The 23,474-nt window shown below is 70.5% G+C and carries 20 protein-coding genes; 4 read left to right on the forward strand and 16 right to left on the reverse strand.

Annotated elements, in window-relative coordinates; translation table 11 throughout:
* Positions 1–154: 154 nt before the first annotated feature.
* The 7 genes from truB to rimP all read right to left on the reverse strand — a co-directional run bounded on the left by truB (position 155) and on the right by rimP (position 7,205).
* The gene (gene truB / locus SAVERM_RS13290; protein ID WP_010983984.1) at positions 155–1,060 is read right to left on the reverse strand and encodes a tRNA pseudouridine(55) synthase TruB; all 906 of its coding nucleotides are present in this window, start codon (positions 1,058–1,060) and stop codon (positions 155–157) included.
* A complete protein-coding gene (gene rbfA / locus SAVERM_RS13295) occupies positions 1,057–1,530 on the reverse strand; it encodes a 30S ribosome-binding factor RbfA (protein ID WP_010983985.1) in 474 nt (157 codons plus the stop codon). Before rbfA ends, truB begins: the two co-directional genes overlap by 4 nt.
* Before the next feature lie 34 nt (positions 1,531–1,564).
* Positions 1,565–1,858, reverse strand: a complete 294-nt coding sequence (locus SAVERM_RS13300) for a DUF503 domain-containing protein (RefSeq protein ID WP_010983986.1) — start codon at positions 1,856–1,858, stop codon at positions 1,565–1,567.
* Positions 1,859–2,010: 152 nt separating this feature from the next.
* Positions 2,011–5,151 carry a translation initiation factor IF-2 gene (gene infB, locus SAVERM_RS40025; protein ID WP_010983987.1) on the reverse strand — a complete coding sequence of 1,047 codons (3,141 nt, stop codon included), beginning with the start codon at positions 5,149–5,151 and terminating at the stop codon, positions 2,011–2,013.
* A 147-nt stretch (positions 5,152–5,298) separates the two neighbouring features.
* Positions 5,299–5,592, reverse strand: coding sequence for a YlxR family protein (locus SAVERM_RS13315; protein WP_010983988.1), 294 nt, complete (start codon positions 5,590–5,592; stop codon positions 5,299–5,301).
* A 114-nt stretch (positions 5,593–5,706) separates the two neighbouring features.
* Positions 5,707–6,693, reverse strand: coding sequence for a transcription termination factor NusA (nusA, locus tag SAVERM_RS13320; RefSeq protein ID WP_010983989.1), 987 nt, complete (start codon positions 6,691–6,693; stop codon positions 5,707–5,709).
* A 2-nt stretch (positions 6,694–6,695) separates the two neighbouring features.
* The gene (rimP, locus tag SAVERM_RS13325) at positions 6,696–7,205 is read right to left on the reverse strand and encodes a ribosome maturation factor RimP (RefSeq protein WP_010983990.1); all 510 of its coding nucleotides are present in this window, start codon (positions 7,203–7,205) and stop codon (positions 6,696–6,698) included.
* Between the two features lie 403 nt (positions 7,206–7,608).
* On the opposite strand from rimP, the gene SAVERM_RS13330 reads away from it, so the two are divergent.
* From SAVERM_RS13330 to SAVERM_RS13340, 3 genes are all read left to right on the forward strand, one after another.
* Positions 7,609–8,178 carry a hypothetical protein gene (locus SAVERM_RS13330; protein ID WP_037652039.1) on the forward strand — a complete coding sequence of 190 codons (570 nt, stop codon included), beginning with the start codon at positions 7,609–7,611 and terminating at the stop codon, positions 8,176–8,178.
* A complete protein-coding gene (locus tag SAVERM_RS13335; protein ID WP_010983992.1) occupies positions 8,175–8,678 on the forward strand; it encodes a ferritin-like domain-containing protein in 504 nt (167 codons plus the stop codon). Before SAVERM_RS13330 ends, SAVERM_RS13335 begins: the two co-directional genes overlap by 4 nt.
* 75 nt (positions 8,679–8,753) lie before the next feature.
* Positions 8,754–9,656, forward strand: coding sequence for an aminoglycoside phosphotransferase family protein (locus SAVERM_RS13340; protein WP_010983993.1), 903 nt, complete (start codon positions 8,754–8,756; stop codon positions 9,654–9,656).
* A gap of 323 nt (positions 9,657–9,979) precedes the next feature.
* Here the strand turns inward: SAVERM_RS13340 and SAVERM_RS13345 are convergent, their stop codons facing one another.
* From SAVERM_RS13345 to dxr, 6 genes are all read right to left on the reverse strand, one after another.
* Positions 9,980–11,674: a proline--tRNA ligase gene (locus tag SAVERM_RS13345; RefSeq protein ID WP_010983994.1), complete on the reverse strand. Its 1,695-nt coding sequence runs from the start codon at positions 11,672–11,674 to the stop codon at positions 9,980–9,982.
* 113 nt (positions 11,675–11,787) lie between these two features.
* Positions 11,788–12,357: a GNAT family N-acetyltransferase gene (locus SAVERM_RS13350; protein ID WP_010983995.1), complete on the reverse strand. Its 570-nt coding sequence runs from the start codon at positions 12,355–12,357 to the stop codon at positions 11,788–11,790.
* 157 nt (positions 12,358–12,514) lie between these two features.
* Positions 12,515–13,363: a GNAT family N-acetyltransferase gene (locus SAVERM_RS13355; RefSeq protein WP_037652043.1), complete on the reverse strand. Its 849-nt coding sequence runs from the start codon at positions 13,361–13,363 to the stop codon at positions 12,515–12,517.
* A 183-nt stretch (positions 13,364–13,546) separates the two neighbouring features.
* The gene (ispG, locus tag SAVERM_RS13360; protein ID WP_010983997.1) at positions 13,547–14,704 is read right to left on the reverse strand and encodes a flavodoxin-dependent (E)-4-hydroxy-3-methylbut-2-enyl-diphosphate synthase; all 1,158 of its coding nucleotides are present in this window, start codon (positions 14,702–14,704) and stop codon (positions 13,547–13,549) included.
* 168 nt (positions 14,705–14,872) lie between these two features.
* Entirely contained in the window at positions 14,873–16,165 is a 1,293-nt protein-coding gene (locus SAVERM_RS13365; protein WP_171033236.1) for a M50 family metallopeptidase, read from the reverse strand.
* Between the two features lie 8 nt (positions 16,166–16,173).
* Positions 16,174–17,430, reverse strand: coding sequence for a 1-deoxy-D-xylulose-5-phosphate reductoisomerase (dxr, locus tag SAVERM_RS13370; RefSeq protein WP_037652046.1), 1,257 nt, complete (start codon positions 17,428–17,430; stop codon positions 16,174–16,176).
* Between the two features lie 189 nt (positions 17,431–17,619).
* On the opposite strand from dxr, the gene SAVERM_RS13375 reads away from it, so the two are divergent.
* Positions 17,620–18,069, forward strand: a complete 450-nt coding sequence (locus tag SAVERM_RS13375; RefSeq protein ID WP_010984000.1) for a lamin tail domain-containing protein — start codon at positions 17,620–17,622, stop codon at positions 18,067–18,069.
* A 6-nt stretch (positions 18,070–18,075) separates the two neighbouring features.
* On the opposite strand, the gene secA is transcribed toward SAVERM_RS13375, so the two are convergent.
* The 3 genes from secA to SAVERM_RS13390 all read right to left on the reverse strand — a co-directional run bounded on the left by secA (position 18,076) and on the right by SAVERM_RS13390 (position 23,455).
* The gene (gene secA, locus SAVERM_RS13380) at positions 18,076–20,838 is read right to left on the reverse strand and encodes a preprotein translocase subunit SecA (protein WP_010984001.1); all 2,763 of its coding nucleotides are present in this window, start codon (positions 20,836–20,838) and stop codon (positions 18,076–18,078) included.
* 97 nt (positions 20,839–20,935) lie between these two features.
* Positions 20,936–21,304 carry a hypothetical protein gene (locus SAVERM_RS13385; RefSeq protein WP_042493018.1) on the reverse strand — a complete coding sequence of 123 codons (369 nt, stop codon included), beginning with the start codon at positions 21,302–21,304 and terminating at the stop codon, positions 20,936–20,938.
* Between the two features lie 219 nt (positions 21,305–21,523).
* Positions 21,524–23,455, reverse strand: a complete 1,932-nt coding sequence (locus SAVERM_RS13390; protein ID WP_037652084.1) for an acyl-CoA dehydrogenase family protein — start codon at positions 23,453–23,455, stop codon at positions 21,524–21,526.
* Between the last annotated feature and the right edge of the window lie 19 nt (positions 23,456–23,474).

Raw genomic sequence — 23,474 nt, forward strand, 5'->3', positions numbered from 1 at the left:
AGCCGAGTGCGGATGGATACACCTCTGTGAGGGGGAGCCGAGGGGGGACCGTGGAGCGGCGGCCAGGACGAACGTCCCCGTGATCGCCGCTCCACGGCCGAAGAAAGCGAGTGCACGCCGGCCGAGGCCACGGCAGCCGGTCGGCCCGCGCGCCTCAGCCGAACACGGCCAGGCTCTTCGCCTTGCCCTTCTGCTCCTCCACCAGGGCCAGGAAGCGGCCCGCGGGGTCGACGACCGCCACCGCGCCGCGGCCCGCGTACTCCTCGGGCATCTCCAGGCGTACGCCGTTGAGCAGCAGCCTGGCCCGCTTCGTGTCCACGTCCCAGCGGGGGAACGCGGCGGCGGCCGCTTCGGCGATGGGCATCACGGTCAGCTCCTCCTGGAGCTGGTCGAGGGTGCGCGCGGCATCGAGCTTGTACGGTCCGACGCGCGTCCGGCGCAGCGCCGTCAGATGTCCGCCGACGCCCAGGTCCGCGCCCAGGTCCCGGGCCAGCGCCCGGATGTACGTGCCGGACGAGCACACCACCGACACCACCAGGTCGAGCACCGGTGTGCCGTCCTCGGCGACCGCGTCACGCACGTCGTACACCGCGAACGACGAGACGGTCACCGGGCGGGCCGGGATCTCGAAGTCCTCGCCCTCGCGCGCCCGCTTGTAGGACCGCACGCCGTCGATCTTGATCGCGCTGACCTTGGACGGCACCTGCATGATGGCGCCGCTGAGCTTGGCGACCCCCGCGTCGATCGCGTCCCGGGTCACCCGGGAGGCGTCCGTCGAGGAGATGATCTCGCCCTCGGCGTCGTCCGTCAGGGTGTTCTGCCCGAGACGGATCGTGCCCAGGTATTCCTTCTCGGTGAGCGCGAGATGGCCGAGGAGTTTGGTCGCCTTCTCGACGCCGAGGACGAGCACGCCCGTCGCCATGGGGTCGAGGGTGCCGGCGTGTCCGACGCGGCGGGTCCTGGCGATCCCGCGCATCTTGGCGACCACGTCGTGCGAAGTGAAGCCCGACGGCTTGTCCACGATGACAAGCCCGTCGGGCGTCCTGTGCTTCTCGGTCATTCCGCGGCGTCGCCGTCCGTCTTGGCAGCGGTGTCCGACTCGTCGTCGGACTCCGGCTTGCGGTACGGGTCCGCGTCGCCCGCGAACTGGGCACCCGCCGAGACCTCACGCACCTTCGCGTCCGAGGCCCGCGCCTTGTCGAGCAGGTCCTCGATGGTCTTGGCGGTGTCCGGCAGGGCGTCCGCCACGAAGGTGAGGGTCGGGGTGAACTTCACGCCCGCCGCCGCACCCACCGCGGAGCGGAGCACGCCCTTGGCGCTCTCCAGGCCGGCGGCCGCGGCCGCCCGCTCCTCGTCGTCCCCGTACACCGTGTAGAAGACGGTCGCCTCCCGCAGATCACCCGTCACCCGGGTGTCCGTGATGGTGACCTGCGAGCCGAGCCGCGGGTCCTTGATCCCGCGCTGCAGCTTCTGGGCCACCACCTCTCGGATGAGGTCCGCCAGCCTCTTCGCCCGCGCGTTGTCGGCCACTGGTCCGTCTCCTTCTTAGCCTTGCTTGTTCTGGTCAATCTTCGTCGTTGTGGAGCCTGCGGCGCACCGAGAGCAGTTCCACCTCCGGTCGCCCCGCCACGAGCCGTTCGCACCGGTCGAGCACGTCGGTGAGGTGCCCTGTGTCTCCGGAGACCACCGCCAGGCCTATCTCGGCCCTGCGGTGAAGGTCCTGATGACCCGTTTCCGCCACGCTCACGGCGTACTTCCGCTGAAGTTCCGCGACGATCGGCCGGACGAGGGAGCGTTTCTCCTTGAGCGAGCGAACGTCGCCGAGGAGCAGATCGAAGGACAGTGTCCCCACATACATGTGTATCCGGATATCCCGCCGGTACGGGGTCGATGGCCCCGCCAACGACTTGGCGGGGACATCAGAACCGTACAACGAACGGCCGGGGCCGATCGACGGAATACTCTCCGCCGACCGGCCCCGGACCGGACCGATACTTCGGAACCGAACTCTTACGAGCGCGGCTTCTCGCGCATCTCGTAGGTCGCGATGACGTCGTCGACCTTGATGTCGTTGAAGTTTCCGAGGTTGATACCGCCCTCGAAGCCTTCGCGGATCTCGGTGACGTCGTCCTTGAAGCGACGCAGCCCGGAGATGTTGAGGCTCTCCGCGATGACCTTGCCGTCGCGGATGAGGCGCGCCTTGGTGTTGCGCTTGACCTCGCCCGAGCGGACCAGGACACCGGCGATGTTGCCCAGCTTGGACGACTTGAAGACCTCGCGGATCTCCGCCGTGCCGAGCTCGACCTCCTCGTACTCCGGCTTGAGCATGCCCTTGAGGGCCGCCTCGATCTCCTCGATGGCCTGGTAGATCACCGAGTAGTACCGGACGTCGACGCCCTCGCGCTCCGCCATCTGAGCCGCGCGGCCCGCAGCGCGGACGTTGAAGCCGATGACGATGGCGTCGGAGCCGGTCGCCAGGTTGATGTCGGACTCGGTGACCGCACCCACACCGCGGTGCAGGATGCGGATGTCGACCTCTTCGCCGACGTCGAGCTGGAGCAGCGAGGACTCGAGAGCCTCCACCGAACCGGACGCGTCGCCCTTGATGATGAGGTTGAGTTCCTGCACCAGACCGGCCTTGAGGGCCTCGTCCAGGTTCTCCAGGGAGAACCGGACACCCCGGCGGGCGAAGTTGGCGTTGCGCTCGCGCGCCGCGCGCTTCTCGGCGATCTGACGCGCCGTGCGGTCCTCGTCGACAACCAGGAAGTTGTCGCCGGCGCCCGGGACGTTGGTGAGACCGAGGACGAGGACCGGGGTCGAGGGACCCGCCTCTTCCACGTTCTCGCCCTTGTCGTCGAGCATCGCGCGGACACGGCCGTACGCGTCGCCGACCACCATGGTGTCGCCGACCCGCAGGGTGCCTCGCTGGACCAGGACGGTCGCGACGGCGCCGCGGCCGCGGTCGAGGTGGGACTCGATCGCAATACCCTGCGCGTCCTGCTCCGGGTTGGCCCGCAGGTCGAGCGAGGCGTCCGCGGTGAGGACCACGGCCTCCAGCAGGCTCTCGATGTTGAGGCCCTGCTTGGCGGAGATGTCGACGAACATCGTGTCGCCGCCGTACTCCTCGGCCACCAGACCGAACTCGGTGAGCTGACCGCGCACCTTGGTCGGGTCCGCGCCCTCGACGTCGATCTTGTTGACCGCGACCACGATCGGCACGTCGGCCGCCTTGGCGTGGTTCAGCGCCTCGATCGTCTGGGGCATCACACCGTCGTTGGCCGCCACCACGAGGATCGCGATGTCGGTCGACTTGGCACCACGGGCACGCATGGCGGTGAACGCCTCGTGACCGGGGGTGTCGATGAAGGTGATCTTGCGCTCTTCGTCGTTGACCTCGGTCGTGACCTGGTACGCACCGATGTGCTGCGTAATACCGCCGGCCTCGCCCGCCACGACGTTCGTCTTGCGGATGGTGTCGAGCAGTCGGGTCTTACCGTGGTCGACGTGACCCATGACGGTCACGACCGGCGGACGCGCGACGAGGAACTCCTCGCCACCCTCGTCCTCGCCGAACTCGATGTCGAAGGACTCGAGCAGCTCGCGGTCCTCCTCCTCGGGGCTGACGATCTCGAGGACGAAGTTCATCTCGTCCGCGAGGAGCTTCAGCGTCTCGTCGGAGACGGACTGCGTGGCAGTGACCATCTCGCCGAGGTTCATCATCACGCCGACGAGCGACGCCGGGTTGGCGCCGATCTTCTCCGCGAAGTCGGTGAGGGACGCACCGCGCGACAGGCGGACGGACTGTCCGTTGCCGCGAGGCAGCATCACGCCGCCGACCGACGGGGCCTGCATGGCCTCGTACTCCTGGCGCCTCTGCCGCTTCGACTTGCGACCACGACGCGCGGGACCGCCGGGACGACCGAAGGCGCCCTGCGTGCCACCACGGCCACCCGGGCCACCGGGACGACCACCGAAGCCGGGACGACCGCCGCCGCCACCGCCGGGACCACCCGGACGGCCGGCGAAGCCGCCGCCACCGCCACCGGGACCACCGGGACGACCGGCGAAGCCGCCACCGCCGCCACCGGGACGGCCGGCGAAGCCGCCGCCACCCGGACGACCGCCGCCGCCACCGGGACCACCGGGACGACCGCCGCCACCAGGACCGCGGCCACCGGGGCCACCGCCACCGGGACGCGGGCCCGCAGCGGGACGCTGCGGCATCATGCCGGGGTTCGGACGGTTACCACCAGGCGCACCACCGGGACGGGGGGCCTGCGGACGGGGCATGCCGCCCGGAGTCGGACGGGCACCGCCCGGACCGCCCTGCGGACGCGGAGCGCCGCCGGGACCGCCCTGGGGACGGGGAGCACGGTCCTGGCCGCCCGCGCCCTGCGGACGCGGACCGCCGGGGGCACCGGCGCCACCGGGACGCGGGGCACCACCCGGACGGGGCGCCTGCGGGCGCGCCATGCCGGTGGAGCCACCAGAGGTGAACGGGTTGTTGCCGGGACGTGGACCGGCCGGACGAGCGCCCGGACGCGGGGCCTGGCCGCCCGGACGCGCAGCGCCCTGACGGTCACCGCGGTCACCACGGTCACCGCGGTCAGTGCGTTCGCCACGGACCTGGCCACCCTGGCCCTGGCCGGGCGTGGCCGGACGAGCGCCACCGGGCTTCGGGGCACCGGGACGGGCACCCGGACGCGGACCGGAGGCGGCAGCGGCGGGAGCCGCGGGGGCCGACGGAGGCGCCGTGAACTCGGGCGCGGCCGGAGCCGGAGCCGCCGGAGCGGGTCGCGGCGCGGGCTTCGGGCCCGGACGCGGGCCCGGGGCGGCCGGAGCCGCGGCGGGCCGCTCAGCCGCTGCGGGCCGCTCGGCCGCGGCGGGCTTGGGCGCCGGCGGACGGGGGGCGGCCGGACGGGCCGCCTGCGCGGGAGAAGGCGCACCCGGCTTGGCCGGTGCGGCCTTACGGGGGGCTGCCTTGCCGCCGTTGCCCTGCTGCAGGGCATCGGTCAGCTTGCGTACTACGGGCGCCTCGATCGTCGAGGACGCCGAACGGACAAATTCACCGAGTTCTTGGAGCTTGGCCATGACGACCTTGCTCTCCACCCCGAACTCCTTGGCGAGTTCGTATACCCGGACCTTAGCCACTTCGCTCCTTTTAGGTCCGGGTTGCGTCCGGACCGTCGCTACTTCATGGGCGTACTCATCGCGTGCTCATCGAGTGCTCATCGCAATCTCGACCTACTTCCAACTCGCGGAATACCAGGGCCGCACGGGGGTTCCGTACGACACGTCTTACGGTGTTGCCTGCTCGGCAACGGTCTGCTCGACGTAGTGGCGCAACGCCGCTGTGTCGAGCGCTCCCGGGGCGCGCAACGCCCTCGTGAACGCCCGGCGGCGGACCGCCAGGTCCAGACAGACCAGGGCGGGGTGCACATACGCACCCCGGCCGGGCAGCGTACCGCGATGATCGGGGACGCAATCACCCTCGACCGCCACGATGCGCAGCAGATCCTTCTTGGCCGCTCGCTCCCGGCACCCCACACAGGTGCGCTCAGGGCATGCGCGGGCATGCGTCCGGCCAGACACGGTTAAGTCTACCTCCCCGCACCGACCTCACCCCTCCGGGGCAAGAGTCGAACGGTTGTTGTCGTGATCTAAGCCACCTGCGGCTGAGATCTATTCCCCGATCCCGCGAACGGCCTAGTCGCCGCTCTGCTCGGTGTCCGGGCGGATGTCGATCCGCCACCCGGTGAGCCGGGCCGCGAGCCGGGCGTTCTGCCCTTCCTTGCCGATGGCCAGCGACAGCTGGTAGTCGGGGACCGTCACGCGCGCGGAGCGGGCCGCGAGGTCGACGACCTCGACCTTGGAGACCCGGGCCGGGGACAACGCGTTCGCCACCATCTCGGCCGGGTCGTCCGACCAGTCGACGATGTCGATCTTCTCACCGTTCAGCTCGGCCATCACGTTGCGCACGCGACCGCCCATGGGGCCGATGCAGGCGCCCTTGGCGTTCAGGCCCGATCGGGTGGAGCGGACGGCGATCTTGGTGCGGTGGCCGGCCTCGCGGGCGATGGCGGAGATCTCGACGGAACCGTCGGCGATCTCCGGCACCTCCAGCGCGAAGAGCTTCTTCACCAGATTGGGGTGGGTGCGGGACAGGGTGACGGACGGACCGCGCACGCCCTTCGCCACCCGGACGACGTACGAGCGAAGGCGCAAGCCGTGCTGGTACGTCTCGCCGGGTACCTGTTCCTGCACGGGCAGGATGGCTTCCAGCTTGCCGATGTCGACGAGCACGTTCTTCGGGTCGCGGCCCTGCTGGACCACGCCCGTCACGATGTCGCCCTCGCGCCCGGCGTACTCGCCGAGCGTGGCGTCGTCCTCCGCGTCCCGCAGGCGCTGCAGGATGACCTGCTTGGCGGTGGTGGCGGCGATACGGCCGAAGCCGGACGGCGTGTCGTCGAACTCGCGCGCCTCCTGCCCCTCCTCCAGGTCCTCGGGGTCCTCCTTCGCCCACACCGTCACGTGGCCGGTTTCCCGGTTGAGCTCCACGCGCGCGTGGCGGCGGCTTCCCTCGGTACGGTGGTAGGCGATGAGGAGGGCCGACTCGATCGCCTCGACCAGCAGGTCGAAGGAGATCTCCTTCTCCCGCACCAAGCCCCGCAGGGCGCTCATGTCGATGTCCACGGCTACGCCTCCTCTTCTTCCGTCATGTCCTTCTTGTCCTTGCGGTTGAACTCGACCTGGACGCGGGCCTTGGCGATGTCCTCGAAGGCGAGCCTGCGGGTGGTGGCCTTGCGGCCCTTCACTCCGGGCACCTCGAGGTCGAGGCCGGCGTCGTCCACGGTCAGGATTCTGGCGACCAGCTCATCACCCTCGGTGAGCTGGAATCTCACCAGACGGTCCACGGCACGCACGTAGTGGCGGTGCTCGGTGAGGGCGCGCTCCGCGCCCGGGGTACCGACCTCGAGGGTGTACTCCCCCTCGCCCATCGCGTCCGTCTCGTCGAGCTTCGCCGAGAGCGCGCGGCTCACATCGGCGATCGCGTCGAGGTCGGCGCCCTCGTCGGAATCGACGACGACACGCAGCACACGCTTGCGTCCGACGGATTCCACCTCGATCCCTTCGAGATCGAGGCCCTGGGAGCCCACGAGCGGTTCCAGAAGTTCTCGCAGCCTCTCGCTCTGGGTGGTGCTCATCCGGGTGACTCCTCGGCCGCGTGTGCTGTTGTGGGTAGGTCGTGTGTCAGGTCAAAGGGTATCCGGTCGCGGAGGGTGTTGCCGTCCACCCGCACCGCCGTTCGGACGGACGTGCGGTGGGCCCGAGCCGCTGGCGGGTGCCGGGGCGGGGCCCGGGTACCGTGATCACGAGCAGGGCCTGTCCGGCGGATCGAGCCGGAGAAGAGCGACGGTGACCGACGAGCGCGGGTGAGTGGGATCCGGCGCGTGCGGCTGCGAGGCGGAGGAGGACGTCGTGGCGGGGCCACGGCGACCGACGACAACGCCGCAGAGGTGCGTGCCGGCCCCCGCGGCCCCGGCAGGATCCGCCGGACAGGCCCTGGGCCGCCCATCCGTTCGTACGAGCCCTTCGAGGACGTCTGCCGTGCCGTTCACCCTGCCGCCGCGCATCCCGCCGGGGCCGCGCCGAAGGAGCCTGCTCGCTTCGGCCGCGGGCGCCGCGCTGCTCGTCGGCTGCTCCGAAAGCCCCGACTCGGCCAACACGGCCGGCAGCCCCTCCGCCGCCGACCGGGCACGCGCGCGTGCCGCCCGGGACAGCGCGGCGCTGGCCACGCGGTACGCGGCTGTGATCGCCGCGCATCCGGCGCTGGCGGACCTTCTGCGCCCGCTCCGGACCGCGGTCGTACGGCATACGGAGGCGTTCGGGGGCAGCGCTCAGGCATCCGCGTCCGCTTCGGCTTCGGCATCCGTTTCGGCTTCGGCCGACGGTGACGGTCGGGCGCCCGCGTCCGCCCACCCCTCCGCGAGCGCCTCCCCCGCCGTGGCCGCCGACCGGAAGACGGCCCTGTCCGACCTGGCCGCCGCCGAGCGCGCCCTGGCCGACCGGCGCACGAAGGCGCTGCTGGAGTTGCCGGGAGAGCTGGCGCGGCTCATGGCGTCCGTTGCGGCGGCGGGCGCCGCGCACGCGTTCTTGCTGACGGAGGGCGCGAAGTGAGCGCGAGCACCGGCACGACCGGCACACCGAAGGCCGAGAGCACCGAGAGCGCCGAGCTGAGGGCGCTCCAGGCGGCCCTCGGGGCCGAACACGCCGCCGTCTACGGGTACGGCGTCGTCGGCGGGAAGATCGGGCAGGCGCGGCGGGCCGACGCGCGGGCCGCGTACGACGCGCACCGGGCGCGCCGGGACGAGCTCGCGCGGTCCGTGCGTGACCTGGGCGGGACGCCGCAGGCCGCCGCGGCCGGGTACGCGCTGCCGTTCGCCGTGCCGGATGCGACGGCCGCCGTACGGCTCGCCGCCGAGCTGGAGGAACGGGTGGCCGGGGTGTACTCCGATCTCGTACGGGCCGGCACGGGCGCGCGACGCCGCTCGGCCGCCGAGGCGCTGCGGGAGGCGGCGGTGCGGGCGGTGCGCTGGAGCGGCGAGAGCGTAGCCTTCCCTGGTCTCGCCGAGCGGGCGGCGGCCACCCCCACCGCGTCGGCGACACCACAGACGTAAGGCGTACGCCGTACGGGTACTCGGGACGAGTCGCGTACGGCGTACGAAGCCGACCTGGAAGGGAACACCTCGCGCATGGCTTTCGAACCGCCGCAACGCCTCGTGCGGGCGCTCGGCGAGACCGAGCGGAACGGGGCCGCCGACTGGCTGGTCAAGCTGCCCGAGCTGGTTCAACAGGTCGTTGATCTACGCGAGTTGACCGTCGAGCGGGTGCAGGCGCCGGGCGGGCGCAGCAGCCTGGTCGTGCTGGTGCGGCAGGCCGACGGCACGCCCGCCGTGCTGAAACTCGCGCCGCCGTGGGCCCGGCCCGAGAGCGAGCGGGCCGCGCTGGCGCACTGGGGCGGCTTCGGCGCCGTACAGCTGCTCGACGGCGACGGCGGCGAGGGTGTGCTGCTCCTGGAGCGGCTGCACCCGGAGATGTCCGTACGGTCCCTGCCGGAGGCGAAGGCCTTGCTGGAGGCGGCCGGAACCCTGCGGCGGCTGTGGGTCGAGCCGCCGGCCGGTCAGGTCTTCGAGAGCGTGGCCGAGCGGACCGGGCGGCAGGCCGAGGCGATGCGGACGAGCGCGGCCGCCGACGCCGAGGTCGCACCGCTGGTCGACGCGGCCCTCGCGGCCCGCGAGGAACTGCTGGCCTCCGCCCCGCAGGCGCGTCTGCTGCACGGCACCTTCCGGCAGAGCAAGGTGCTGGCCGGTGAGCGGATGCCGTGGCTGGCCGTGGGGCCCGACCCGGTGGTCGGCGAGTGCGCCTTCGACCTGGCCCGGCTGGTCCGGGACCGGGTGGAGGACCTGATCGCGTCGCCCTCGGGGGCCTCGATCACCCGGCGCCGGGTGAAGCGGCTCGCGGAGTCGCTGGAGCTCGACCAGGAACGACTGCGCGGCTGGACGCTGTTCCGTGCCGTCGAGTCGGGGGTGCGGGCACGCAGGGTGGGCCGTCCCCAGGACGCGGAACTGCTGCTGGAGTTCGCGGGCTGGCTCTGAGCGGGGGTGCGTGCGAGGCCCGGTACCGGGCGGTCGGCCACCGCGCGCCGGGCCCGTTCGAGGACCGCGAGCGGGTCCGGGCCCGGACCGAGGAGCCGGTGACCCCGTTGGTCGAGCGTGCCGTGCCGGCGCGACCGCCGCTGCGGCCCCGTACGCCGTGCGCCTCTGCGGGCCGCTTCTGCGGCCCCCGCTCCTTGGCCGGCCTGACCGTCCCCTCCACCTGACGTGTTGTCACGTCCTACGGGCGGGAAGCGGCCTGGGGAAGACAGTGAGGCGCCCCTGTGCCGGAAACAACTTCCCGAGGGGCGCCTTCCGTCGGACGATCACGCCGACAGGCGGGCGATCGCCTCCTCGACCGTCAGCTCCTCGCGCTCGCCGGTCTTGCGGTCCTTGAGCTCCAGGACGCCCTCGGCCGAGCGGCGCCCGGCGACCAGGATCTGCGGTACGCCGATCAGCTCGGCGTCGGTGAACTTCACGCCGGGCGAGACGCCCGCACGGTCGTCCACCAGCACCCGTACACCGGCCGCGCCCAGCTTCTCGGCGACGTCGAGCGCCAGCTCGGTCTGCAGGGCCTTGCCCGCGGCGACCACGTGGACGTCGGCCGGGGCGATCTCCTTGGGCCAGCACAGGCCCTGCTCGTCGGCCGTCTGCTCGGCGAGGGCGGCGACGGCGCGGGAGACGCCGATGCCGTAGGAGCCCATGGTGACGCGGACCGGCTTGCCCTCCTTGCCGAGGACGTCGAGCTGGAAGGCGTCGGCGTACTTGCGGCCGAGCTGGAAGATGTGGCCGATCTCGATGGCGCGGTCGAGCCTGAGGCCCGTGCCGCAGGAGGGGCAGGGGTCGCCCTCCTCGACCACGACGACGTCGAGGTAGTCGTCGACCTCGAAGTCACGGCCGGCGACGACGTTCTTCGCATGCGTGTTGATCTTGTTTGCGCCGGTGATCCAGGCCGTGCCGGGGGCCACGCGGGGGTCGGCGATGTAGCGGACCTTCTCCAGGCCCTGCGGGCCCACGTAGCCGCGTACGAGGTCGTCGCGGCCCTCGAAGTCCTCGGCCGTCACCAGTTCCACGACGGCGGGCGCGAGGTGCTCGCCCAGCTTGCCGAGGTCGACCTCGCGGTCGCCGGGGACGCCGACGGCGACGATCTCGCCGTCGGCCTTCACCAGGAGGTTCTTCAGGGTCGCCGAGGCCGGGACGCCGAGGTACTCGGCGAGGGACTCGATGGTCGGGGTGTCGGGGGTGTCCAGCTCCTCGACCGCCGGGTGCTCGACGCTCTCGACGGCCGGGGCGACGAACGTGACGGCCTCGGTGTTGGCGGCGTAGTCGCAGGCCGGGCAGTCCACGAAGGTGTCCTCGCCGGCGGGGGCCGGAGCGAGGAACTCCTCGGACGCCGAGCCGCCCATCGCGCCGGAGACGGCGGAGACGATCCGGTGGTCGAGGCCGAGGCGGTTGAAGATCTTGATGTACGCCTCGCGGTGCAGCGCGTACGACTGCGCCAGGCCCTCGTCGGCCGTGTCGAAGGAGTAGGAGTCCTTCATCAGGAACTCGCGGCCGCGCAGGATGCCGGCGCGCGGGCGGGCCTCGTCGCGGTACTTCGCCTGGATCTGGTAGAGGATCACCGGCAGGTCCTTGTAGGACGAGCACTGGTCCTTGACCAGCTGGGTGAAGATCTCCTCGTGGGTGGGGCCGAGGAGGTACTCGGCGCCCTTGCGGTCCTTGAGGCGGAACAGCTCGGGGCCGTACTCCTCCCAGCGGCCGGTCGCCTCGTAGGGCTCCTTGGGCAGCAGGGCCGGGAGCAGGACCTCCTGGCCGCCCATGGCGTCCATCTCCTCGCGGACCACGCGGGCGACGTTCTCCAGGACCTTCTTGCCCAGCGGCAGCCAGGACCAGATGCCGGCCGCGGTGCGGCGCACGTAGTCGGCGCGCACCAGCAGCTTGTGGTTGAGCGTCTCGGCGTCCGCCGGGTCGTCACGCAGTGTCTTGACCATCAAACGGGACATGCGCTGGACCTGGGCCATGATTCGACTCCTGCTGCGAAAGGGTGATGGCAAGGAGGTTAGCCGGGGGGCCGCCGTCGCCGGAAATCCGTATCCGCCGAAAAGGCCCCTTGAGCGTGCGCCGCGGACAGGTGTCAGCGGCGCCGCAGGGGCAGGGGGGCGCCCATGACGGCGTACGGCCGCGGCGCGCTGGGGAACAGGACCTGCCGCGCCAGGTCCTCGTAGCCGAGCGAGTGGTACAGCCCGCGGGCGGGGCTCTCGGTGTCGATCGCGGAGAGGATCGAGCGGGGCTCGGCGGCGCCGTCCGTGATGGTGGTGATCAGGGAGCGGCCGATGCCGTGGTTCTGGAAGTGCGGGTGGACGTGCAGCTCGGTGATCACGAAGGAGTTGTCGAGCCAGTCCTCGTGGCCCTGGCCGCGCAGATAGGGCTCGACGACGGTGGACCACCAGTGCGTACGGTCGTTCGGCATCCCGTAGACGAAGCCGACGAGCCGTCCGTCGCCGGTGGTGGCGCCGAACGCGCGGGCTCCCGGGGAGGTCAGGTGCCGCAGGACGATCTGGTGTCGTACGGCGACCTCGTCGGCGCCGAGCCCGAAGGCCACCGCCTGTACGGCGAGCGCCTCGTCGACGCGCGCGGCGAGATCCAGGAGGCCGATGACCACGTCGTCGGGGTTGTGGTGGCCCTGACCGGGAAAGCGCAGCATGCCGGCGAGACTACCGGGGCGCTTCGCTGGATGGTGCCGGGGACTGCGGGTTGTTGGTCTGCTGCGGGACAGTCGTGGCTGGTCGCGCCCGCGCGGCGGAGCCGCACGATGTCACCGCCCCGCGCCCCTGACGGGGCGGCCCTGATGAGGCCCGGTCCTAGAACAGAACGCTCATGAACGCGCCGACCTCTTGGAAGCCCACTCTTCGGTACGCGGCCCGGGCGGGGGTGTTGAAGTCGTTGACGTAGAGGCTGACGACCGGGGCGACATCGGCGAGGGCGTAGCGCAGGACGGCCGCCATGCCGGGGGCCGCGAGTCCCTGGCCCCGGTATTCGGGGGCGACCCAGACGCCCTGGATCTGGCAGGCGTGGTGGGTCGCGGCGCCGATCTCGGCCTTGAAGGCGACCTTGCCGTTGCGGTCGAGGCGGGCGAACGAGCGTCCGGAGCCGACGAGTTCGGCGACCCTGGCCTGATAGAGGAGGCCGCCGTCGCCGGCGAGCGGGGAGACACCGACCTCCTCGGTGAACATCGCCACGCACGCCGGCATGATCGTCTCCATCTCGTCCTTGCGGATGCGGCGGACGTACGGATCGGGGGCGACGTCGTCGGGCAGCCGGTCGGTGACCATGAGCGGCTGATGGGCGCGGACCTCGCGGGCCGGGCCCCAGCCGGGTTCGAGCAGCTGCCAGAGCTGGGTGGTGGGTTCGACGGGGCCGACGATGGAGGAGCAGCGGCGGCCGGCCCTGCGGGCACGGTCGGCGAAGGCGCGGACGGCCCGCGGGGTGGCGCAGATGGGGACCAGGTTGGCGCCCGCGTAGCACAGGGACGTGAGCATGCCGTCCTCGTACCAGCCCCACATCTCACCGCCGAGGCGCCAGGGGTCGAGGCCCGCGACCTGTACCCGGGAGGTCACGAAGGCGTTCGCGACCGGCTCGCGGTCGAGTACGGCGAGCGCGGCGTCCAGGTCACTCGGTTCGAGGACCCGGGTGGTGGTCTGCGTCAACACGTGCGGGGGCCTCACCCTGGGGTCTGCTGATCTCCGCACTGTACCTGGCGGAAATGGGCGACGCCGCCCGATGTCATGGGGCTCTGGTCACTCCATGTTCGAGGCGCTTCCCTCGAACAACCACGCCCCGCCACAACCAGTGTGACGGGGCGCAGGTGGCGTACGTACGCGAGGGCGCGGCTCTCAGCCGGCCACCGACACCGAGGGCTCGCCGGAGGCGATGCCGTCCGCCTCCATCTGCTCGGCGATCTTCATCGCCTCCTCGATCAGGGTCTCCACGATCTTCGACTCGGGCACCGTCTTGATGATTTCGCCCTTCACGAAGATCTGTCCCTTGCCGTTGCCGGAGGCGACGCCGAGGTCGGCCTCGCGGGCCTCCCCCGGCCCGTTGACGACGCAGCCCATGACCGCGACGCGCAGGGGCACCTCCATGCCCTCCAGACCCGCCGTGACCTCCTCGGCCAGCTTGTAGACGTCGACCTGGGCGCGTCCGCAGGACGGGCAGGAGACGATCTCCAGGCCGCGCTGGCGCAGGTTCAGCGACTCCAGGATCTGGATGCCGACCTTGATCTCCTCGACGGGGGGCGCGCTCAGCGAGACGCGGATCGTGTCGCCGATGCCCTCGCTGAGCAGCGCGCCGAAGGCGACGGCCGACTTGATCGTGCCCTGGAAGGCGGGGCCGGCCTCGGTCACGCCGAGGTGCAGCGGGTAGTCGCACTGCGCCGCCAGCTGGCGGTACGCGTTGACCATGACCACCGGGTCGTTGTGCTTGACCGAGATCTTGATGTCCCGGAAGTCGTGCTCCTCGAAGAGCGACGCCTCCCACAGCGCCGACTCGACGAGCGCCTCGGGGGTGGCCTTGCCGTACTTCTCCAGCAGCCGCCGGTCGAGCGAGCCCGCGTTGACGCCGATGCGGATCGGCGTGCCGTGCTCCTTCGCCGCCTTGGCGATCTCCTTGACCTTGTCGTCGAACTGCTTGATGTTGCCCGGGTTCACCCGGACCGCCGCGCAGCCCGCCTCGATCGCCGCGAACACGTACTTCGGCTGGAAGTGGATGTCCGCGATCACGGGGATCTGCGACTTGCGGGCGATGACCGCGAGGGCGTCCGCGTCGTCCTGCGTGGGGCAGGCCACACGGACGATCTGGCAGCCGGACGCCGTGAGCTCGGCGATCTGCTGGAGCGTGGCGCCGATGTCGGACGTACGCGTCGTCGTCATCGACTGCACCGAGACGGGTGCGTCTCCGCCCACGGCCACGGTTCCGACCTGGATCTGCCGGCTCTTCCGGCGCTCGGCGAGCTTGGTCGGAACGGACGGCATGCCGAGAGAAATCGCAGTCATCTGCTGTGCAACCCCAAGTTGTGGATCAAGGTCCGGTAGCCGGAACGGCGGGCTCCAGCCTTCGAGATTACGGCACGGGCGTACGCCGGAGCACATCACGCTCCCAAACCCACTCAATGGAAGACGGTCGGACACAGAGCGTGCCCGACCGTCACGAAATCCGGGTGACTAGGAGATTTTCACCGGGTTAACCACGTCCGCGATCAGGACCAGGATCGTGAAGCAGACGAAGATCCCGGCCACCACGTACGCGACGGGCATCAGCTTCGCCACGTCGAACGGGCCCGGGTCCGGGCGTCGCAGCACCTTCGCCGCGTTCCGGCGCAGCGACTCCCACAGGGCGCCCGCGATGTGGCCGCCGTCGAGCGGGAGCAGCGGGAGCATGTTGAACAGGAACAGCGAGAGGTTGAAGCCCGCGACGAGCATCAGCATCATCGCGATCTGCTGGGACGGCGGGATGTCCAGGGTGAAGACGTCGCCGCCGACGCGGGCCGCGCCGACCACGCCCATCGGCGAGTCCGCCTCGCGCGGGCCGTCGCCGAAGGCCGCGTCCCACAGGGCGGGGATCTTGCCCGGCAGGGAGATCAGCGACTCGACGCCGTTCTGCATCATGTCGCCCATACGGGTCACGGACTGCCCGAACGACTGCTCGACGATGCCGGAGGCGGGCGTGAAGCCGAGGAAGCCGGCGTACACGTACTTGCCCTCGACGTAGCCGCCGTTGCCGTCGGTCTTGCTGACCTGGTTCTTGATCAGGTGGGCCTTGAGGTCGAGCTGCTGCCCCTTGCGCTCCACCGTGATCGTGACGTCCTTGCCGGGGTTGGCGCGGATGTCGGACTGGAGGGCCGACCAGTCCGCGACGGCCTTGCCGTCGAACGCGACGATCTTGTCGCCGCCCTTGAGCCCGGCGGCCTTCGCGGGCGCGGCCTGGTCGCTCCGCGCGCACTTCGTCCGGTTCTCGCTCTGCTGGATGACGCAGTCCGAGACCTTGCCGACCGTGGTGGTCTGGGTGTTGACGCCGAAGGTCATCATCACGCCGAAGAAGATCACCACGGCGAGGATCAGGTTCATGAAGGGGCCCGCGAACATCACGATCACGCGCTTCCACGGCTTGCGCGTGTAGAAGAGACGGTCCTCGTCGCCGGGCCTCAGCTCCTCGAACGCGGCCGAGCGGGCGTCCTCGATCATGCCGCGGAACGGGGAGGTCGAGCGGGCCTCGATCTTTCCGTCGGATCCCGGCGGGAACATGCCGATCATGCGGATGTAGCCGCCGAGCGGCACCGCCTTGACCCCGTACTCGGTCTCGCCCTTCTTCCGCGACCAGACGGTCGGGCCGAACCCGACCATGTACTGCGGGACGCGGATGCCGAAGAGCTTGGCCGTCGACAGATGGCCCAGCTCGTGCCAGGCGATCGAGATGAGCAGGCCGATCGCGAAGACGACTATGCCGAGGATGAACATCAGGGTCGTCATGCACGAGCCTCCGCGGTCGCCGTCTGAACTGTCAGTTCCCTGGCCCGGGCACGCGCCCAGGTCTCCGCTTCGAGGACGTCCGCGACGGTCAGGGAAGTTCCCGTGCGCGGCGTGCCGTGTTCCTCGACCACTCTCGTGACGGTCTCCATGATCCCGTTGAACGGCAGCGTGCCGTTCAGGAACGCGTCGACGCACTCCTCGTTGGCGGCATTGAACACCGCCGGGGCCGTGCCCGCGAGCTGTCCCACGTGCCGGGCGAGTCCGACCGAGGGGAAGGCGTCGTTGTCGAGCGGGAAGAACTCCCAGCTCGACGCCTTCGTCCAGTCGAAGGCGGGCGCCGCGTCGGGCACGCGCTCGGGCCAGCCGAGCCCGATGGCGATCGGCCCGCGCATGTCCGGGGGCGTCGCCTGGGCCAGTGTCGATCCATCCGTGAACTCAACCATCGAGTGGACATACGACTGGGGATGCACGACCACCTCAATCCGCTCGAAGGGAATGTCGTAGAGGAGGTGCGCCTCGATGACTTCGAGTCCCTTGTTGACCAGGGTCGCGGAGTTGATCGTGATGACCGGTCCCATGGCCCAGGTGGGGTGGGCCAGGGCGTGCTCGGGCGAGACGTTCGCCAGCTCGGCCTTCGTACGCCCCCGGAAGGGGCCGCCGGAGGCGGTGACGACGAGCTTGCGCACATCGGCCCGCGTCCCGGCGGCGAGGGCCTGGAAGAGGGCGGCGTGCTCGGAGTCGACGGGAATGATCTGGCCGGGCTTGGCCAGCGCCTTCACCAGCGGGCCGCCGACGATGAGCGACTCCTTGTTGGCGAGCGCGAGCGTCCGGCCCGCCTCCAGGGCGGCCAGGGTGGGGGCCAGGCCGATGGAGCCGGTGATCCCGTTCAGGACGGTGTGGCAGTCGGAGGCGGCCAGCTGGGTGGCGGCGTCCGCCCCCGCGAGGATCTCGGGGAGCGGCTCGCCGGGGCCGTACTGCGCGGTGAGCGCTTCGCGCAGCACCGGTACGACGTCCTCGCGGGCGACCGCGACGGTGCTCACGCGCAGGCGGTGGGCCTGTTCGGCGAGCAGTCCGACCCGTCCGCCGGCGGCGGAGAGCCCGGTGACACGGAACCGGTCGGGGTTGCGCAGCACGAGGTCGATGGCCTGGGTGCCGATCGAGCCGGTGGAACCGAGGATCACGACATCCCGGACTCCGTCCACGGGGTCGAAGACGAGATGCGGGTCGGCGAGGGGGGCTGGACTGTCGGTCATCCCTCCATTGTTGCCGTAACGCGCCACGGGCAGGACAGGGCGTCCCCGTCGAGAGTCCGTCTATCACTCCGATGTGCAGAGTGCGGCGAAATCCGCCTTTGTGAAACAGCGGTGAAGATCACGTGATAGCACTGTCAGGCACTGGCCGGCGGACGACCGGCCGGCGGACGACACCCTGGGGGGACCTCCATGCGGATACGCGCTGCCCTGCCCGCGCTCGCGGGCGCCGTGGCACTCACCGGCACCATTCTCAGCACTCCGGCCGAAGCGGCCGGCGGTGTGACCATCCATCACGTCTGGTTCGACAGCCCGGGCTCCGACACCCGCTCCAACGCGAGCCTCAACGCCGAGTGGGTGCAGATCAAGAACACCGGCTCCGCCACGGTCTCGCTGAAGGGCTGGGTCCTCAAGGACGTCTCGAACCACAAGTACGTCTTCCCGGACGTCGCGATCGGCGCGGGCAAGACCGTGAAGGTGCGCACCGGCAAGGGCACCGACACCACCTCGACCAAGTACCAGAGCCGCGGCGCGTACGTCTGGAACAACACCAGCGACACCGCCACGCTCACCAAGGCGAGCGGGACCAAGGTCGACTCGTGTGCGTGGACGACACGGGACCCGAGCGACACGTACTGCTGACGGGGGCTACCTCTTGCGCCGCCGCCGGTTCCGGGACTTCCCGGGCCGGTGCGGCGGCGCTTTGTCGTGCTCGGCCGGTTCCCCGGCGGGCGCCGTCGTGAAGCGGCCCTCGACCACGCCCTCCGCGGTGTCCAGCGTCGGCGCGCTGAAGTGCAGTCCGTCGGTGGGGCGGCGGTCCAGGGCGGAGCCCTCCCCCTCCCGGCCCGTGGCGTCCAGGTTGAACACGTATCCGACGGACTCCTCCTTGATCGCCTCGGTCATCGCGCCGAACATGTCGAAGCCCTCGCGCTCGTACTCGACGATCGGCTCGCGGCCCAGCGTCCAGCGCAGGCCGATGCCGTCGCGCAGGTAGTCCATCTCGTAGAGGTGCTCGCGCCATTTGCGGTCGAGGACGGAGAGCACGACGAGGCGTTCCAGGTCGCGCAGGGCGTCGGCGCCGAGTTCCGCCTCGCGCCGCGCGTAGCGGTCGTGGACGTCCTCGGTGACCGCCGCCACGAGGTCGTCGACTGTGAGGTCGGGCCGGCCGCCGACGGAGTCCTCCAGGTCCTCGATGGTGATGCCGACCGGGTAGAGCTGCCTGAAGGCTCCCCACAGCCGCTCCAGGTCCCACTCCTCGGGGAAGCCCTCGCCGGTCTCCTGCCGGATGTACGCCTCGATGGTGTCGTCCATGAAGTGCCGGACCTGCTCGCGCAGGTCCTCACCGGCCAGGACGCGGCGGCGCTCGGCGTAGATCAGGGTGCGCTGGCGGTTGAGGACCTCGTCGAACTTCAGGACGTCCTTGCGGGACTCGAAGTGCTGCTGTTCCAGCTGGGACTGGGCGGAGGCGATGGCGCGGGTGACCATCTTGTTCTCGATCGGGACGTCGTCGGGCACGTTCGCCATCGACATCACCCGCTCGACGACCTGGGCGCGGAACAGCCGCATCAGGTCGTCCCCGAGGGAGAGGTAGAAGCGGGAGGCGCCGGGGTCGCCCTGCCGGCCGGAGCGGCCGCGCAGCTGGTTGTCGATGCGGCGCGACTCATGGCGCTCGGTGCCCAGGACGTAGAGGCCGCCGAGTTCCTTGACCTCCTCGTGCTCGGCGGCGGCCGCCCTGCCGACGCGGTCGAGTACGGCCTCGCGGTCCTCCGGCGTGGCGTCTTCGGGGAGCGCGGCGAGCGCCATCGCCTCGGGGTTGCCGCCGAGCATGATGTCGGTGCCGCGGCCGGCCATGTTGGTGGCGACGGTGACGGCGCCCCTGCGGCCGGCCTGGGCGACGATCTGGGCCTCGCGCTGGTGGTTCTTGGCGTTGAGGACCTCGTGCCGGATGCCCTGCTTCCGCAGCAGGCCGGACAGCAGCTCGGACTTCTCCACGGAGGTGGTGCCGACGAGGATCGGCTGGCCGGTCTCGTGCCGTTCGGCGATGTCGGCGAGGATCGCGGCGTACTTCGCCTCCTCGGTGCGGTAGATCTGGTCGGGGTCGTCGCGGCGGATCATGGGCCGGTTGCTCGGGATCGGCACGACGTTCAACTGGTAGATCTGGTGGAACTCGGCGGCCTCGGTCATCGCCGTGCCGGTCATGCCCGCGAGTTTCTCGTAGAGGCGGAAGAAGTTCTGCAGGGTGATCGTGGCCAGGGTCTGGTTCTCGTTCCTGACCGTCACTCCCGCCTCCGTGCCCTCCTCCGCCTCCTTCGCCTCGATCGCCTGGTGCAGCCCCTCGTTGTAGCGGCGGCCGGCCAGGATGCGGCCCGTGTGCTCGTCGACGATCAGTACCTCGCCGTCCACGACGACGTAGTCCTTGTCCTTCCTGAAGTGCTCCTTGGCCTTGAGGGCGTTGTTGAGATGCCCGATCAGCGAGGTGTGCTCGGACTCGTACAGGCTCTCGATGCCGAGCTGGTCCTGGAGGTACTCGACACCGCGGTCCAGGATCGCCACGGTGCGCTTCTTCGGGTCGTACTCGTAGTCGTGGGTGGTCCGCAGATGGGCGAGGCGGTCCTTGTCGGCCGGGGTGACGAACTGCTCCTCCTGGACCCGTACGCCCCGCATCCGCGTGACCAGCTTGGCGAAGGCCCCGTACCACTGGGTGGGCTGGTCGGCCGGGCCCGAGATGATCAGGGGCGTGCGGGCCTCGTCGATGAGGATCGAGTCGGCCTCGTCGACGATGGCGAAGTGGTGGCCGCGCTGGACGAGTTCGTCCTGCGACCAGGCCATGTTGTCGCGCAGATAGTCGAAGCCGAACTCGGTGTTGGTGCCGTAGGTGATGTCGCAGGCGTACTGCGCGCGCCGCTCGGCGGGCGTCGACTGTGACTTGATGACGCCGACGGTCAGGCCCAGGAAGCGGTACGCCCGTCCCATCCACTCGGCGTCGCGCTCGGCGAGGTAGTCGTTGACCGTGACGAGGTGGACCCCCTTGCCGGTCAGGGCGTTCAGATAGACGGGCAGGGTGCCGACCAGGGTTTTGCCCTCGCCGGTCTGCATCTCCGCGATGTTGCCGAAGTGGAGCGCCGCGCCGCCCATGAGCTGGACGTCGAAGTGACGCATGCCGAGGGTGCGCCGGGCCGCCTCGCGCATCGTGGCGAAGGCCTCGGGCAGCAGGTCGTCGAGGCTCTCGCCGTCGGCGTGGCGCCGGGTGAACTCGGGAGTGAGTGCCTGGAGTTCCTCGTCGGTCAGCGCCTTGAATTCTTCCTCCAGGGAGTTCACCTGTGCCGCGATGCGCTGCAAACGGCGCAGGATTCGCCCTTCACCGGCCCGCATGATCCTGCCGGTGATGTTGTCGAGACCGAGAACCGGCATCGGAATTACCCCCACTGACCACTCATGACCGCTCGATAAGCGCTCGATAATCACCCGGCAACCGCTCGACAAACGCTCGACAAACGCTGGACAAGCTCTAGATCGAGTCCGCCAGCATCCGGATCCAGTGGTTGGCCCGCTGGAGAATGTGGACGCCCTGCTGATTCGCCTTGATCACCTCGCGCAGTACCGGGTCCTTCGCGTACGCCACGGAGCCGCGGAACAGCTGCTGGATGACGGGCCGTTCGCCCGGCCGGCCCGCGTCCAGCAGGGCGTCGACGTCCCGCAGGTCGATCCGCCGCACCGGCATCGGGTCGAAGGTGGCGACGGGCGGCCTCGGTTCCTCGTCGACCAGGGCGAGCGCGCAGTCGTTCAGGAGGACGGCGAGCGCGTCCCGGTGCGCCTCGAAGGTCTCCGGTGCCGTCTGGCGCAGTTTCTCCGCCAGGGGCACGACCTCGTTGCGCACGGTCCGCAGGGCCTTTACCAGATCTGTCGCGTCGAGCTGGTGGCGCGCGTCCCCCCGGGCACGCGTCAGCTGTACGGAAATTCCATGACTGTGTTCTTCCCCGACACCTTGGCGCATCTGCTGTCCCCGTTCGCCATTCTGCTCATTGTTGACGCACAACTCCGGTGCGGCAAGCGGCAGAATGACGGACGGGACGACAGTTCACGGGCGGGGAAAAGGTCAGCGAATGGGGCGGTGGACGTTTTCCCGTTTCGCCGCTCCCGGGGTCGCGTCCGCGATCCACGGGCCTTCGCCGGACGGGTCGATGACCCCTTCCTCCAGCCATGCGTAGGTGCCCGACAGGACGCCCTCGACCACCTTGCGGTCGAGGTCGTCGGTGTTGGACCACAGACGGCCGAAGAGCTCCTCGACGCGGATCCGGGACTGGCGGCAGAAGGCGTCGGCGAGCTGGTACGCCTCGCGGCCGTGGTCCCCCTCCTTGCGCAGGAGTTCGGCGCGTACGCACGCCGCGCTCATCGCGAAGAGTTCCGCGCCGATGTCGACGATCCGACCGAGGAAGCCCTGTTTGGTCTCCATACGGCCCTGCCAGCGCGACATGGCGTAGAAGGTGGAGCGGGCCAGCTTGCGCGCGCCGCGTTCGACGTAGCGCAGATGCGGCGACAGGTCGACCTCGCGGCGGAACTCGCCGTACGCACCCGGGATCTGCCCCTGTCCCGCGACCAGCTTCGGCAGCCACTTGGCGTAGAACACCCCGGCGTTCGCGCCGGCCTTCGCCTTGTCGGACAGGGACTTGTCCGGGTCGATCAGATCGCCGGCCACCGAGAGATGGGCGTCCACGGCCTCGCGGGCGATCAGCAGATGCATGATCTCCGTCGAGCCCTCGAAGATGCGGTTGATGCGCAGGTCGCGCAGGATCTGCTCGGCGGGGACCGCGCGCTCGCCCCGGGCCGCGAGCGACTCGGCGGTCTCGAAGCCGCGGCCGCCGCGGATCTGGACCAGTTCGTCGGCCATCAGGCAGCCCATCTCGGAGCCGTACAGCTTGGCGAGGGCCGCCTCGATGCGGATGTCGTTGCGGTTCTCGTCCGCCATCTGCGAGGACAGGTCGACGACGGCCTCCAGCGCGAACGTCGTCGCCGCGATGAAGGAGATCTTCGCGCCGACCGCCTCGTGGAAGGCCACCGGCTTGCCCCACTGCTCGCGCGCCGCCGACCACTCGCGGGCGATCTTCAGACACCACTTGCCGGCGCCGACGCACATCGCGGGCAGGGAGAGACGGCCGGTGTTCAGCGTGGTCAGGGCGATCTTCAGGCCCGCGCCTTCCGGGCCGATGCGGTTCGCGGCCGGGACGCGGACCTGGTGGAAGCGGGTGACGCCGTTCTCGAGGCCGCGCAGGCCCATGAACGCGTTGCGGTTCTCGACCGTGATGCCCTCGGACCCGGCCTCGACGACGAAGGCGGTGATGCCGCCCTTGTGGCCCTCGGACTTCGGTACGCGGGCCATGACGACGAGCAGGTCGGCGACCACGCCGTTCGTGGTCCACAGCTTCACTCCGTCGAGCACGTAGTCGTCACCGTCCGGGACCGCGGTGGTCGCGAGCCGCGCCGGGTCGGAGCCCACGTCCGGCTCGGTCAGCAGGAAGGCGGAGATGTCGGTGCGGGCGCAGCGCGGCAGGTACGTGTCCTTCTGCTCCTGGGTGCCGAAGAGTTTCAGCGGCTGCGGTACTCCGATCGACTGATGCGCGGACAGCAGCGCGCCGAGCGCCGGGTTCGCCGAGCCGACCAGGGCGAGCGCCTTGTTGTAGTACACCTGCGTGAGGCCGAGGCCGCCGTACTTGGTGTCGATCTTCATGCCGAGGGCGCCGAGCTCCTTGAGCCCGTTGACGGTCTCGTCGGGGATCCGCGCCTCGCGCTCGATCCGGGCCGAGTCGATCTCCGTCTCGCAGAAGTCGCGCAGCTTGGCGAGGAACTCCTCGCCGCGCTGCGCGTCCTCGTCGGCGGGCATCGGGTGCGGATGGATCAGGTCGAGCCGGAAGCGGCCGAGGAACAGCTCCTTGGCGAAGCTGGGCTTGCGCCAGTCCTGTTCACGCGCGGCCTCGGCGACCTGACGCGCCTCACGTTCAGTGACCGTTGGCTGGTGGGGTGTGGCGGACATGAGGCTCACCTCGCCGCGA

This window comes from Streptomyces avermitilis MA-4680 = NBRC 14893 (assembly GCF_000009765.2).
GTDB classification, from domain to species: domain Bacteria; phylum Actinomycetota; class Actinomycetes; order Streptomycetales; family Streptomycetaceae; genus Streptomyces; species Streptomyces avermitilis.